Source organism: Streptomyces sp. NPDC046870, assembly GCF_040704595.1.
In the GTDB taxonomy this organism is placed as follows: domain Bacteria; phylum Actinomycetota; class Actinomycetes; order Streptomycetales; family Streptomycetaceae; genus Streptomyces; species Streptomyces argyrophylli.
Genome location: NZ_JBEYXM010000008.1, coordinates 128605 through 141967 on the forward strand (window position 1 = coordinate 128605; position 13363 = coordinate 141967).

Below are 13363 nucleotides of genomic sequence, written 5' to 3' on the forward strand. Positions count from 1 at the left end.
CGCGCTCACAGCTGCGCGAGGCGGGGCAGCAGTTCGGTCGCCGTCTCGACGTCCCCGGTCAGTGGGCGGTCCTCCAGACCCGTGGGGAGCACGGCGGCGGCGAGCGTGAGGGCGGGGAGAGCCGGCGGTTCCGGATGGAGACGCAGGGCCCTGACGGCGGACACCAGTTCGCAGGCGAGGACGGTGGCGTAGGCGGCGCGGGCCCGTTCCGTCTGGCGGGCCGCCTGCCCGGCGAAGCCGGCGGCCTCCTCCAGACCGTGGGAGAGGACGGCGTGCCCGGCCGAGGCCGGCGCGGCGGCGGCGGCACGCAGCTCGGCGAGCGCCGAGTTGGCGGTGTACTCCAGGATCATCGTGCCGGAGCTGCCGGCCGGGCCGGTGGCGAGGAAGGCGGGCAGGCCGGTGAGGTCGGGGCGGCTCAGCGCGGAGAGCCGGGCGGCGGAGAGCTGCGCGGTCTTCAGCAGGGCGAGGTTCAGGCCGTCCAGCGCCAGCGCGAGGGGAGCGGCGAAGAAGCCGCCGTGGTGGTAGAGGTGGCCCTCGGGGGTGAGGACGGGGTTCTCCGAGGGACAGTTGATCTCGGTCTCGACGATCCGGCGCAGCGCGGCCGAGGCGTCGAGGGCGGCGCCGTGCACCTGCGGGAACGCGCGGAATCCGTACGGGTCCTGGATCCGCCGGTCCGCTGCCGGGGGCCCGTTCCCCACGCCCCCCGTCGCCGGGTCGTCGGGCAGGCCGAGCAGACGCCGTACCTCGGCGGCGGCACGGGCCGGGCCGGGGTAGGGCCGCAGGGCGTGCACCGGCGCCGCGTACGCCTCCGGCGAGCCCGACACGGCGGCGAGGGACAGCGCCGCGACCACGTGCGTGGCCCGCAGCAGCAGTTCGGTGCCGTGCCCGGCGAGGGCGGCCTGGGCGAGGGCGAGCGCGTTGCTGCTGAGCAGCGCCAGGGCGTCCCCGGCCCGCAGCGTGACCGGAGCGGGCAGCCCGCCGGCGGCCCGGTCCCCGTCGCCGGCGCCCGCACCGACGCCCCCGGGGCGGGCCTCGCCGACGTGCGCACCGTCGGCCGTCCCGGTCAGGTCCGCCGTTGCCAGGGCCGCTCGCTCCGCACCGGCATCCACGGCACCCACGCCGACGGCCCCGAGGACCCCGGCGCCGGCGGGTGGCCGTTCCTCACCGAGCGGACCCCCGGCCGGCATCGCCGCCGGTGCGCCCGGCGCGTCCTCGGGTGTCAGCCACGGGCGTTCGCCGAGGAGGGTCAGGCCCGTCTGGGCCAGGGCCGTCAGGTCGCCGGTGCCCACGCCGCCGTACTCGTTGACCGCCGGGTGCACGCCGAGGCGCAGGGCGTCGGTGAGGGCGGTGACGAAGGACGGGTGGATGCCGGAGCCGCCGGCCAGGAGCTGGTTGGCGCGGATCGCGAGCATCGCGCGAACCGTGCGGGCCGGCAGCAGCGGACCGGCCCCGCCCGCGTGACTGCGCAGCAGACGCAGGCCGTGAGCGGTCTCCTCGGCCGGGTCGACGGCGACCGAGCGGTGCGCGCCGACGCCGGTGCCACGGCCGTACCAGCGGCCCGTGGCGGCGAGCCGGTCGGCCGTCTCGCGGGCGCGGCGGAGCCGCTCCAGGGCGCCGGGGTCGACGGCGGGTACGGCCGCACCGTCCGCCAGCCGGATCAGGGCGGGGAGGGCTAGGCCGCCGCCGTCGAGCGGGACGCGGGTGTCCCCTGGCTGCGGGGGCACCCGCGTGGGCACGTCCACGGTGGTTCCTGACGATTCCTGGTCGTTCTGGTCGTTCCGGTGGTTGTGGTCCGGTCAGCCGAGCCCCGCCGGACTCAGCCGAGGCCCGCCGACTTCAGCCACGCCTTGGCGACGTCCAGCGGGTCCTTGTTCTGGGCCTGCACCTGGGTGTCCAGGTCCAGCAGGGTCGCGGTGTCGAGCTTGGCGGAGACGGCGTTGAGCGCGGCGACGCCCTCCTTGGACAGCGCGCCCTTGTAGGCGAGCGGCTGGACGTTCTCGAAGCCGAACAGGTTCTTCGGGTCCTGGAGGACGACGAACTTCTCCTTGGAGATGTTCGGGTCCGTGGTGAAGATGTCCGCCGCCTGCACGGCGTCCTTCTTCAGCGCCGCCAGCGTGAGCGGGCCGCCCGCGTCCAGCGCCTTGAAGGACTTGAACTCCAGGCCGTAGACGGACTTCAGGCCCACCAGGCCCTGCTGCCGGGTCTGGAACTCCGGCGAGGCGCCGATGACCAGGTCCTTGGCGACGTCCTTCAGGTCGGCGATGGAGGACTTCTCGGTGAGCTGGTACTTCTTCGCGGTGGCCGCGTTGACCGTGATCGAGTCCTTGTCCTGCGCCGGCGCCGGGTCGAGCAGCGTGAGCTTGGAGTCCAGCTTGGCGCTGATGGCGTCCGTGGTCTCGGCGAGGGTCTTCGGGGCGGCCTTCGGGTCGAGGTAGGCCAGCAGCGCCCCGTTGTACTCGGGCAGGACCGAGATGGAGCCGTTCTTGATCAGCCCGTAGGTCGTCTCGCGGCTGCCGATGTTCGGCTTGTACGTGACCTTGATCCCCTTGGCCTTGAGTGCTTCGCCGTAGATGTCGGCGAGCAGGGTGCTCTCGGGGAAGTTGTTGGATCCGACGACAACGGTGTCGCCGCTGGCCTTGCTGTTGTCCGACAGGGGGTTGTCGGACTTGCCGTCGTTGGAGGAACAGCCCGCCAGCAGAGCCGTAGCCGCCGCGAGAGCGACCGCCGCCGCGCCTCGGTTCCTCCGGATGGACCTGCTGATGTGGGTCGTGGAAGTCACCCACTGATCCAATCCAGCCAGTTCTCGGTCAGTCAAGGGCATCAGATCACCGATTGGCCTCGATCTGCGGTCACCCGTGCACACAGAGCATTCTCTTTGTAACGGATTCTTGATGAAAGGTGAGCTGATCGACACCTCAAGAGGCCTGTAGTCTCACCCGAGTTGGTATCGACCACAGCGGTGCGCGGGGCCCGCTTCGGTGTCGTGACGCAGGCGTTCCGGGGGCGACAGCCCTCAGGTCCGGGAGTGACGGCTCCCCCGGACGAGACACCCATGAAGGAGGCCCGGTGTCCACGAACCAGGTGGACGCGCCCGCCCGGCACGCCCCCACCCGGGGCGGAGCACGGGGATTCGCCGACCGCTGGCCCTTCCGGCGCAAGCTCAATCTGCTCGTCGGCATCCCCCTCGCGGTCATCGCGGTCCTGCTGGCGTACCTCTTCACCGACCTGGTGCGGCAGTCGTCGAGCGCCGCCTCGGCGGCCCGGCTGGTGCGCGACAGCGCCCAGGTGGCGCGGCTGGTGGACCGGGTCGAGGCCGAGCACCAGCAGGCCATCCTGCTCTCCACGCGCTACGAGTCCGGGGACGCGAAGCCGTCGACGTCCGCCTACCGTGCGGCGCAGCACGCGGTCGACTCCCAGGTGGCGAAGGTGCGCGAGGCGTTCGGGGACCGGCTGCCGGAGGGCGAGGCGCAGGCGCTGCGCGGGGTCGAGGGCCTCACCAGCCTGCGCACCTCGGTGGAGCAGTCGTACCTGCCCGCCGACAACATCGACCCGGCCTACGCGGGCGCCGCCCAGAGCCTGATCGACGGCCTCGGCCTGGACCGCGACGCCGACCTCGCCGAGACCTTCACCGGCAGCCTGCTGGACTCCCTGCTGCGCGCGGACGCCGCCCACGGCGCCTTCGAGACCAACGTGTTCGCCGCCACCACCGGTGACACCAACGCGCAGATCGAGTTCACCAGCGCGGTCGGCGCCTACGAGCTGTACACCCACCAGGCCGAGCGCTTCGCCCGGTTCGCCACCGAGGCGCAGGCCGAGCGGTTCTCCGGCATCGAGCACACGCGGGCGGAACGAGAGATCACCGAGGCGTACGCCGAACTCCAGGTCGGCGTCGGCCGGCTGGAGACGACCGACAAGGGGCTGCTGCGGCGGGCGGTGCAGGACGCGCTGACCGACTACCCCGCCTACCCCGAACAGGCCACCGCCCGGCTGAAGATCACCACCGCGCTGATCGGCCAGATCGCCGACCGGGCCGACGGCGCCGCCGACGGCGCCCGGTGGCGGGCCGGCCTGCTGCTGAGCGGCGCGCTGATCGCCTTCGCGCTGTGGATCGCCTTCGCGGTCCTGGTGCGCCGCTCGGTGGTCCGGCCCGTGCAGGCGCTCACCGGGGCCGCGCGGGAGGTCGCCGAGGTCGCCGGGCGGGAACTGGCCCGGGTGGCCGACGACGACGCCGAGGACGACGGACCGCCCCGGCTGCGGGACATGCCGGTCACGGCCCGCGACGAGATCGGCGACCTCGCGGAGGCGTTCAACCGGGTGCAGACCACCGCCGCCGCGCTGCTGGAACGCCAGGTGCTCAGCCGGCGCAACACCGCGGAGATGTTCGGCAACGTGGGCCGCCGGGTCAGCAACCTGACCACCCGGCAACTCGCCCTGATCGACGCGGTGGAGCGGGGGGAGACCGACCCGGCGCTGCTGGAACGGCTGTACTCCATCGACCACATCGCCGTACGGCTGCGCCGCAACGCCGACAGCCTGATGCTGCTGGCCGGCATCCGCGAGACGGTGCTGGACGCGGGCCCCACCGCACTGTCCACCGTCGTACGGGCCGCGCTCGGGCAGATCGAGGGCTACCAGCGGGTACGGCTGTACGCCGCGTCGGACGCCCTGGTCGAGCCGGACGTCATCGGTGACCTCACGCTGATGGTGGCCGAACTCCTGGAGAACGCGGTGTCGTTCTCGCCCGAGGGCAGCCCCGTCGAGGTCACCGTCCGCTCCGGCGCCGAGGGCACGCACGTGGTGATCACCGACCACGGCCTCGGCATGAGCGCCGAGCGGCTCGCCGAGGAGAACGCCCGGCTGATCCGCCGCGAACGGCTGGACCTGGTGCCGACCAAGGTGCTGGGCCTGTTCGTGGTGGGCGCGCTGGCCCGCCGCTGGGAGATCGCGGTCGAACTGACCCGCACGCCGGGCGGCGGTGTGACGGCCGAGGTGACGCTGCCGGCCTCGCTGCTGCTCGCCCCGGGGACGGAGGCCGCGCCGGCCGCGGCGCCCGCGCCGGTGGCCGCGGTGTCCGGCCCGGTACCCGCGCGCGGCGCGCTGGCGCCGGACACCGCCCACGAGAAGGCACCGGCCGGCGGCACCGCCCCGGACGAGCCCGCCCGCGCGGAACACGGCGGCACGCTCCCCCGCCGGATCCCCCGCCACGCACCGCGCGGCGCCGACGCGCCGGCCCCTTCGGGGGAGGAAAGGCCCGGGACGGCCGAACACGGCGCGCGCCCGTTGCGCCGCCGGGTGCGCGGAGCCACGCTGCACACCACCGCCGGCGCCGCGCCGACGGTGCCGGAGACCGTACGACCGCTGGACGCCGAGGCCGTCCGCGACGCGCTGGAGGAGTTCGAGGACGCCGTGGAACGCGCCCGACGGGACAGCGACACGGTCAGCTTCGCCCGCCCGGTGAGCACCGACGCGGCTCCTCGGCAGAGCGGCACGGCCACGGTGACACGCCGGGACGGCGCGACGACGGCACCGCACCAGCCCCGCCCGGACACCACCCCGGCCCCCGCACAGCCCCCGCGCCCGGACGGCACCCCGGCCGCCGGACCCCCACCGCCCCCCGCCCCCACAGCCCCGACCACCCCGCCGCACGACCCGAACCACCTTCCGGAAGGAGCCGAGCAGTGAGCACGTCGACAGGTGACAGCCCGACGGGCGGCACCACGCCGACCGACCTGCAGGCAGCCGCGGCCGACTTCACCTGGCTGCTGAACCGCTTCGCGACCGAGACCGCCGGCGTCGTCGACGCCATCGCCGTGTCCTCCGACGGCCTGCTGATCGCGGTGTCACAGCTGCGCGAGCACGCCGACTCCGAGCGGCTCGCGGCGATCGTGTCCGGCATCACCAGCCTGGCCGCGGGCGCCTCCGGCAACTACGGCCTCGGCGGACTGAACAAGGTCATCATCGATCTGGAGGGCGGTCACGTCATCGTCTCCGCGATCGGCAGCGGGGCCGTGCTCGGCGTCGTCACCGACAAGGAGGCGAAACTCGGCAACATCGCCTACGAGATGACGCTGTTCGCCAACCGCGCCGGTGCCGCGCTGAGCCCGCAGCTCGTGCTGGAGCTGAAGAACAGCGTGGGCACGGCGGCGGCCCGCTGAGGAGGAGAAGGTTTCCATGGCGGACGGCATGGCGGACGGCATCGCGCCCCCGGGCCCGGACCCGGTCGGCCCCGTCCCCGCCGTACGGCCGTACCTGGTCACCGCCGGCCGGGTCGCCGACGCCGCCTCCGGCCGGGCGCTGCCCGTGGAGACCCAGGTGGTGTCCACCGCCGACGGTCTCGACGCGCTCGGCCGGCTCTCCTTCGAGCAGCACGACATCGTCGCCGCCTGCCGGCTGCCGCAGTCCCTCGCGGAACTCGCGGCCCGGCTGCGGCTGCACCTCAACGTGGTGCGCGTCCTGGCCGAAGACCTGCGCGAGGCGGGCCAGCTGGCGGTGTACGTGCCGGACGCCGAGGCCACCCACGACGCGTCCGTCCTGCGCAGGGTTATCGATGGCCTGCGGGCCATCCCCGACTCCCGAGGGGTACCGAGTGACACCGACTGAACCGCTCCTGGCCCGGGGCCCGGCCGCGCCTGCCGCGGTACGGCCGCCGCTGCCGGTGAAGATGGTGATCGCGGGCGGTTTCGGCGTGGGCAAGACCACGGCCGTCGGCGCGATCTCGGAGATCGAGCCGCTGACCACCGAGGCGTCGATCACCGAGGTCGCGGCCGGTGTGGACGACCTGACGCACACCCCGCGCAAGACCACGACGACCGTCGCGATGGACTTCGGCTGCATCACCATCGACCCGACGTTGAAGCTGTACCTGTTCGGCACGCCCGGGCAGGAACGGTTCGGGTTCATGTGGGACGACATCGTGGAGGGCGCGGTCGGCGGGCTCGTCATCGTCGACACCCGCCGGCTCGACGACTGCTACGCGGCGGTGGACTACTTCGAGCACAAGGGCATCCCGTTCGCCGTCGCGGTGAACGCCTTCGACGGCCGGGTGGAGCACGCGCTGGAGGACGTCCGCTGGGCGCTGGACGTCTCCGACGGCGTGCCGGTCGTGGTGTTCGACGCCCGGGAGCGGGGCTCGGTGCGGGACGCGCTGCTCGTCGTACTCGAACTCGCGCTGGCCCGCACCGAGCGGTGACCGTCAGGCGCTGCGGCGTACTCCCGGCGACACCGTGAGCCGGGACGCCGCCCAGAACACGGCGAGGGTCGCGAGGGCGAGGCCGGCGACGAGCGTGGCGCCGCCGACGACCTTCTCGTAGTTCTTCTGGTAGAGGCCGTCGATGATGTAGCGGCCGAGGCCGCCGAGGCTGACGTAGGCCGCGATGGTGGCGGTGGAGACGATCTGGATGGCCGCCGTGCGCAGGCCGCTGAGGATCAGCGGGAGCGCGACCGGGACCTCCACCTGGAACAGCACGCGCGCCTCGGGCATGCCCATGCCCCGGGCCGCGTCCACCGGGGACGGGTCGACGGAGCGGACCGCCTCGTAGGTGGTGACCAGGATCGGCGGTACGGCGAGCACGACCAGCGGGATCATCACCGGCAGCAGCCCGAAGCCGATCCAGATGAACATCAGCACCAGCAGGCCGAAGCTGGGCAGTGCGCGGCCGGCGGTGGCGATGAGCGCGAGGGCGTTGCCGCCGCGCCCGGTGTGGCCGGTGAGCAGGCCGACGGGCAGCCCGATCGCGGTGGCGATCAGCAGGGCTTCCAGGGAGTACTTGAGGTGCTCGGCGAACCGGGTGGGGATGCCGTCGTAGCCGTGCCAGTGGGCGCTGTCGCTGAAGAAGGCGTGCGCGAAGTTCAGGACGTTCACCGGGTGGCACCCTTCCGCGGCATCCAGGGGGTGAGGAGGAGGCGGACGAGGACCAGCACGGCGTCGGCGAGGATGCCCAGCACCGCGATGGTCAGGACGGAGTTCACGGCCAGTGCGGGCCGGTGGTAGGTCTGGGCGTCGTAGAGCATGTTGCCGAGGGCGCCCTGGTTGCCGATGAGCATGCCGACGCTGACCAGGGAGATGCTGGAGACGGTGGCCACCCGCAGTCCGGCGATGATGGCGGGTACGGCGATGGGCAACTGGACCTGGAAGTACCGGCGTACGGGTCCGAGGCCCATGGCCTGGGCGGCGGCCAGCGTCTCCGGCGGCACCGAGCGGACGCCGTCCACGATCGCCGGGACGAGCACCACCAGGCTGTAGAGCGCGAGCGGGATCATCACCGTCGTCTCGCTCTGCCCGAAGTAGTCGATGAGGACGACGAAGAAGGCGAGCGAGGGGATGGCGTACAGGACGGTGGTGATGCCGAGGACGGGCGGGTAGATCCAGCGGAACCGCACGCACAGCTGGGCGACCGGGAGCGAGACGAGCAGTCCGGCGAGCACCGGCAGGAGGGCCTCGCGCAGATGCAGCCCGATGAGACCGGGGTAGCTGTGCTGGAGGTCGCTCGGAAGGTCGAAGAAGCCGCTCATCGCCCGGCCTTCGCGTCGGCGTGCTCCGCCACCCGGCTGTGGGCGGCGCGGATCGCCTCGCCGATGACCTGCTGGGAGACGACACCGACCGCGCGTCCCTCGCCGTCCACCGCGACGGCCCAGCCGGTCGGCGAGAGCACGGCCCCGTCGAGCGCGGTGCGCAGCGAGTCGGTGCCGGGCACGAACGGCCGTCCGTGGTCGAGGAGTCGTTCCCGGTCGATGGCGCCGGCGGTGAGCCGCTCCGGTTCGCTCCAGCCGAGCGGCCTGCCGTCGAGGTCGGTGACGAGGAGGTACGGCGCCGTGGCCGCCCGGGCGGCGAGCTTGCCCGCGTCGGCGTCGATCGGGACGACGGGCCCGGTCTGCAACTCCAGCCCGGTGGACGGGAAGAAGGAGAGCCGGCGGATGCCGCGGTCGGCGCCGAGGAAGTCCTCCACGAAGGGGTCGGCGGGCGCGCTGAGCAGTTCGGCGGGCGGGGCGAACTGGGCGAGCCGGCCGCCGGTGCGCAGCACGGCGACCTTCGTGCCCAGCTTGATCGCCTCGTCGATGTCGTGCGTGACGAAGACGATGGTCTTGCCCAGCTCGTCCTGGATGCGCAGGAGTTCGTCCTGGAGCCCCTTGCGCACGACGGGGTCGACGGCGGAGAACGGCTCGTCCATCAGCAGCACCGGCGGGTCGGCGGCGAGGGCGCGGGCCACGCCGACGCGCTGCTGCTGGCCGCCGGAGAGCTGGTACGGGTACCGCTTGGCCAGCGCGGAGTCGAGCCCCACCCGCTCCATCAGCTCGGCGGCCCGGGCCCGGGCCCGCTGCTTGGTCCAGCCGAGCAGCCGGGGCACGGTGGCGATGTTGTCGAGGATGGTGCGGTGCTGGAAGAGCCCGGCGTTCTGGATGACGTAACCCATCGACCGGCGCAGGGTGTTGACCGGCTGCTGCCGGATGTCCTGGCCGTCGAGGAGGATGCTGCCCTCGCTGGGCTCCACCATCCGGTTGATCATGCGCAGGGTCGTCGTCTTGCCGCAGCCGGAAGGCCCGACGAGGACGGTGATCGCGCGGTCCGGTATGTCCAGCGACAACCGGTCGACCGCGACCGTGCCGTCGGGATACCGCTTCGTGACTGAATCTATCCGTATCAAAACGCCGCGTACCCTTCGGGCGACCGGTCCTGGGCTGATACGGGGAGAGTCTAGACCGCCAGTGTTTCGGCACTTTGGCGGGAGAGCGTTCAGCCCCGGTCTCCCGGCAGCGGTGGCCCCCGTGACGCGAACCGATCCACCGCGCCGCACCCGGCACCCGCGCGGGATCATGCGCCGGGGCGGCCGGGGCGCCGGCCCCGGCCGCCCCGGCGGTCCCGCTCAGGGACTTCAGCCCTCCTGGGGCTCCAGCCGCAGCGAGATGGAGTTGATGCAGTACCGCTGGTCGGTGGGGGTCGGGTACCCCTCGCCCTCGAAGACGTGCCCGAGGTGGGAGCCGCAGCGGGCGCACCGCACCTCGGTGCGGACCATGCCGTGCGAGCGGTCCTCGATCAGCTCCACGGCGTCGGTGTCCTTCGGGTCGTAGAAGGACGGCCAGCCGCAGTGCGACTCGAACTTGGTGCCGGAGGTGAACAGCTCCGCGCCGCAGGCCCGACAGGAGTAGACGCCCTTGGTCTTGGTGTCCGTGTACTCACCGGTGAAGGCCGGCTCGGTGGCGGCCTGGCGCAGTACGGCGTATTCGGCGGGGGTCAGCTCCGCGCGCCACTGCTCGTCCGGCTTCTCGACGTCGTACGACATCAGTTCTCAGCCCCTTTACTGCGACAGGCGGTCCAGGATCAGCGGGCCCAGGTCTGTCACGTCTCCCGCGCCCATGGTGAGAACGAGATCACCGGGCTTCGCCATTCCCGCGACCACCGCGGGGATCTCCGCCTTGCCGGACACGGCGGTGACGTCGGCGCCGGCCGCGCGCGCGGCCTCGATGATCAGCTCGCTGGTGACGCCGGGGATCGGGTCCTCGCGGGCCGGGTAGATGTCGAGGACCAGCGAGGCGTCGGCGAGGGCCAGCGCCTGCCCCATCTCCTTGCCCAGCTCCTGGGTGCGGGAGAAGAGGTGCGGCTGGAAGACGACGAGGATGCGGGCGTCACCGGCGGCGGCGCGCATGGCCTCCAGGTCGGCGGTCATCTCGGTCGGGTGGTGGGCGTAGGAGTCGATCACCTGGACGCCGGCCGCCTCGCCCTTGAGCTGGAGGCGCCGCTTGACGCCGGTGTAGGCGGCGAGCGCGGGCGCGAGCCGGGCGGCCGGGATGCCGAGGGCGGCGCCGGCGGCGAGTGCGGCGACCGCGTTCAGGGCGTAGTGCCGGCCCGGCACGGACACCCCGAAGGTCAGCTCCTGCCCGTCCAGCACCACGGTGACCTGGCTCTTCAGCCCCTGCGGGACGATCGACAGCACGCGTACGTCCGCGTCGGCGGCCTCGCCGTAGGTCACGATCCGCACGTCACGGTCCCGCACGCGCCGGGTCAGCTCGCGGGCGCCCTCGTGGTCGGCGGAGACGACCAGGGTGCCGCCCTCGGTGATCCGGTCCACGAACGCCTCGAAGGACTCGTGGATCTCGTCGATCGAGGCGTAGTTGGCGTGGTGGTCCAGCTCGACGTTGAGGACGATGGCGACCTCGGGCGCGTACTTGTGGAAGCTGCGGTCCGACTCGTCGGCCTCGGCGACGAAGATGTCGCCGTCGCCGTGCAGCGCGTTGGAGCCCGGCGCGTCCAGGTCGCCGCCGATGGCGTACGACGGCTCCAGGCCCAGCTCGGTGAGCGAGACCGCGAGCATGGAGGTGGTGGTGGTCTTGCCGTGCGTACCGGCCACGGCGATCGGCCGCAGCCCCTCCATCAGCGCGGCCAGCGCGTCGGAGCGGTGCACCACCGGGATGCCCAGCTCGGCGGCGCGGGCCAGCTCGGGGTTGTCCTTCCGGATCGCCGACGACACGACGACGCAGCTGGCGTCGTCGGCCAGGTGCTCGGCGGCGTGCCCGATGTGCACGGTGGCGCCCAGCGCCCGCAGCGCCTCGGCGGTCGCCGACTCCTTGGCGTCGCTGCCGGCGACCTCGGCCCCGCGCTGGGCGAGGATCTTGGCGATCCCCGACATCCCGGCGCCGCCGATGCCGATGAAGTGCGGTCGGTCCATGGCGTCAGGAAGGCCGGGTGCCATGCGTTTCTCCCCAGAGACGGTACGAGCTAGAGCGGGCCTAGCCTATGCGCTCGGGCACCGGGCGCCTCGCACGCACCCGCGCCCCGCGGCCGCGCCGCGCACCCGGACGCCGACCGGGGGCCGGTCCTATGCCTTGCTGTGCGAGAACAGCTTCAGCACCGGCACCCCCACCTTGTGCCGGGCCCGGGAGGCCCAGTCCCGGTGGAAGAACTCCTCCACGTAGTGCGGGTCCGTCAGCACGATCACCTCGTCGGCGCCGACCTCGGCGACCAGCGACTTCAGCGCGTCCAGCGGGTGCTCCTCGACCAGCCGCCCCTCCGCCCGGCTCCCGGCGGCGCGCAGCGCCTGGAGCGACACGTCCAGGGCCTGCTGCCCCACGCTCCGGGCCTCCTGCCCCTCCGGCGTCTCCCCTTCCCGCACCGCCTCGTCGAGTTCGCCGAGCGCGATGTCGTCGATGGCCCGCAGCAGCCGGTCCGCCTGCTCGCCGCGCGGCTGGAGCAGCACGTGGAAGGAGACGGGCTCGTCCCCGTGCAGGGTGGTGACGAACTCCACGTCGGCGGCCGTCAGGGCCTTCTCGATCATCAGAACGCTTGTGAACACCAGGCGCCTCTCTCCTCGGAGGGCCCGGCAGGGCCCGTGCGGAAACCATCCTTCCCCGTGATCGCACGGGTACTGCCGGACCATGCTGCTCGCCGGAAGCCGACCGCGACGGCCGATTCCGCCGGCGTCAGGACCGACAGTGACGTCAGCACCAACGGTGACGTCAGGTCCGACAGTAACGACCGAACAGAAATCCGTCCTGCTCCAGCAGGGACGCGAGTTCGAACCGGTGCGGGACGGCCACCGACGGCCCCCCGGCGATCCGCTGCGCGTTCCCCGCGGTCAGCGTCGGCGAGACGGTCAGACACAGCTCGTCCAGCACGTCCGCGGCGATCAGCTGGCCGAGCAGCCGGGGCCCGCCCTCGGTGAGCAGCCGGGTGTGGCCGAGGCCGGCCAGGGCCTGGACCGCGCGGGCGGGCTCCACCCCCATGCCCTCGCCGGCGATCACCACCTGGGCGCCGGCCCGCTCGGCGGCGGCGATCCGGTCGGGGGCGGCCGCGGCGCCGGTGAGGACCAGGGTGGGCACCAGGGGCGAGGTGAACAGCGGCAGCGTGAAGTCCAGCTCCAGGCTCGCGGTGACGATCGCGATCGCCGGGACCGGGGTCTGTCCGGCGGCCGCGCGGGCCGCGGCGAACTCGTCCCGGACACGGGCGGGCCGGTACCCCTCCTGCCGCACCGTCTCCGCACCGACCACGACGACGTCCGCGAGCGCCCGCAGCGTGCCGAAGATCCGCATGTCGGTGGCGCTGGAGATGGGCTGCGAGCGGCCCTCGTGCTGGGCGGCGCCGTCGAGCGAGGAGACCATGTTGGCCCGCAGCCACGGCCGCGGGGCGCCCGGCGCGGGCTCCGGGTAGGCGTACGCGGCGGCCAGCTCGGCGAGGCTCCACTCCCGGTCCACGGCCGCGCCGGCCCCGACGGGCGGGCGGACCTCGCCTTCCGAGCCGTCCCGGCCTGCCGGGCTCACCTCCCCCTCCGGACCGCGCCCGGGGGTCCGGGCACCCCCTGCGGGGGCCTGGGCTGCTGTTTCTTCGGTCACAGGGAACAGGCGTCGCATGCCGTGCAGTGTGACACGGCGCTTA

Annotated in this window: 13 protein-coding genes; 4 read left to right on the forward strand and 9 right to left on the reverse strand. The window is 73.2% G+C overall.

Translation table 11 applies throughout. From position 1 onward, the window contains the following. Nucleotides 1-5: 5 nt before the first annotated feature. Both AB0946_RS19790 and AB0946_RS19795 read right to left on the reverse strand, forming a co-directional pair. Nucleotides 6-1742, reverse strand: coding sequence for an aromatic amino acid lyase (locus AB0946_RS19790; RefSeq protein WP_366761901.1), 1737 nt, complete (start codon nucleotides 1740-1742; stop codon nucleotides 6-8). 74 nt (nucleotides 1743-1816) lie between these two features. Further along, nucleotides 1817-2779: an ABC transporter substrate-binding protein gene (locus tag AB0946_RS19795; protein ID WP_366761903.1), complete on the reverse strand. Its 963-nt coding sequence runs from the start codon at nucleotides 2777-2779 to the stop codon at nucleotides 1817-1819. 287 nt (nucleotides 2780-3066) lie between these two features. On the opposite strand from AB0946_RS19795, the gene AB0946_RS19800 reads away from it, so the two are divergent. The 4 genes from AB0946_RS19800 to AB0946_RS19815 are packed head-to-tail and all read left to right on the forward strand — an operon-like array spanning nucleotide 3067 to nucleotide 7189. Beyond that, nucleotides 3067-5682, forward strand: a complete 2616-nt coding sequence (locus tag AB0946_RS19800) for an ATP-binding protein (protein WP_366761904.1) — start codon at nucleotides 3067-3069, stop codon at nucleotides 5680-5682. Continuing rightward, nucleotides 5679-6155, forward strand: coding sequence for a roadblock/LC7 domain-containing protein (locus AB0946_RS19805; protein ID WP_366761906.1), 477 nt, complete (start codon nucleotides 5679-5681; stop codon nucleotides 6153-6155). Before AB0946_RS19800 ends, AB0946_RS19805 begins: the two co-directional genes overlap by 4 nt. A 28-nt stretch (nucleotides 6156-6183) precedes the next feature. Beyond that, on the forward strand, nucleotides 6184-6600 hold the full coding sequence (locus AB0946_RS19810; protein ID WP_366762076.1) for a DUF742 domain-containing protein: 417 nt from the start codon (nucleotides 6184-6186) through the stop codon (nucleotides 6598-6600). Further along, on the forward strand, nucleotides 6587-7189 hold the full coding sequence (locus AB0946_RS19815) for an ATP/GTP-binding protein (RefSeq protein WP_132783182.1): 603 nt from the start codon (nucleotides 6587-6589) through the stop codon (nucleotides 7187-7189). The genes AB0946_RS19810 and AB0946_RS19815 overlap by 14 nt, the downstream gene beginning before the upstream one ends. 3 nt (nucleotides 7190-7192) lie before the next feature. Here the strand turns inward: AB0946_RS19815 and AB0946_RS19820 are convergent, their stop codons facing one another. The 7 genes from AB0946_RS19820 to AB0946_RS19850 all read right to left on the reverse strand — a co-directional run bounded on the left by AB0946_RS19820 (nucleotide 7193) and on the right by AB0946_RS19850 (nucleotide 13338). Continuing rightward, the gene (locus tag AB0946_RS19820) at nucleotides 7193-7861 is read right to left on the reverse strand and encodes an ABC transporter permease (RefSeq protein WP_366761907.1); all 669 of its coding nucleotides are present in this window, start codon (nucleotides 7859-7861) and stop codon (nucleotides 7193-7195) included. Further along, nucleotides 7858-8511, reverse strand: a complete 654-nt coding sequence (locus AB0946_RS19825) for an ABC transporter permease subunit (protein WP_366761908.1) — start codon at nucleotides 8509-8511, stop codon at nucleotides 7858-7860. The genes AB0946_RS19820 and AB0946_RS19825 overlap by 4 nt, the downstream gene beginning before the upstream one ends. Next, nucleotides 8508-9641 (reverse strand): ABC transporter ATP-binding protein, encoded by a 1134-nt coding sequence (locus AB0946_RS19830; protein ID WP_366761910.1) that lies wholly within the window; start codon nucleotides 9639-9641, stop codon nucleotides 8508-8510. The genes AB0946_RS19825 and AB0946_RS19830 overlap by 4 nt, the downstream gene beginning before the upstream one ends. A 228-nt stretch (nucleotides 9642-9869) precedes the next feature. Further along, nucleotides 9870-10277, reverse strand: a complete 408-nt coding sequence (gene msrB, locus AB0946_RS19835; protein ID WP_171151804.1) for a peptide-methionine (R)-S-oxide reductase MsrB — start codon at nucleotides 10275-10277, stop codon at nucleotides 9870-9872. Nucleotides 10278-10292: 15 nt separating this feature from the next. Continuing rightward, complete coding sequence (gene murC, locus AB0946_RS19840) at nucleotides 10293-11684, reverse strand: UDP-N-acetylmuramate--L-alanine ligase (RefSeq protein WP_366761912.1); 1392 nt, start codon at nucleotides 11682-11684, stop codon at nucleotides 10293-10295. Between the two features lie 126 nt (nucleotides 11685-11810). Next, nucleotides 11811-12284, reverse strand: coding sequence for an indole-3-glycerol phosphate synthase (locus AB0946_RS19845; protein ID WP_366761913.1), 474 nt, complete (start codon nucleotides 12282-12284; stop codon nucleotides 11811-11813). 163 nt (nucleotides 12285-12447) lie between these two features. Continuing rightward, entirely contained in the window at nucleotides 12448-13338 is an 891-nt protein-coding gene (locus tag AB0946_RS19850) for a pyrimidine reductase family protein (protein WP_366761914.1), read from the reverse strand. Between the last annotated feature and the right edge of the window lie 25 nt (nucleotides 13339-13363).

Bases quoted from the DNA above. Each gene is read 5' to 3' on its own strand.
- AB0946_RS19810 (WP_366762076.1), top strand. From the start codon at position 6,184: ATGGCGGACGGCATCGCGCCCCCGGGCCCGGACCCGGTCGGCCCCGTC.
- AB0946_RS19825 (WP_366761908.1), bottom strand. From the start codon at position 8,511: ATGAGCGGCTTCTTCGACCTTCCGAGCGACCTCCAGCACAGCTACCCC.
- msrB (WP_171151804.1), bottom strand. From the start codon at position 10,277: ATGTCGTACGACGTCGAGAAGCCGGACGAGCAGTGGCGCGCGGAGCTG.
- murC (WP_366761912.1), bottom strand. From the start codon at position 11,684: ATGGCACCCGGCCTTCCTGACGCCATGGACCGACCGCACTTCATCGGC.
- AB0946_RS19850 (WP_366761914.1), bottom strand. From the start codon at position 13,338: ATGCGACGCCTGTTCCCTGTGACCGAAGAAACAGCAGCCCAGGCCCCC.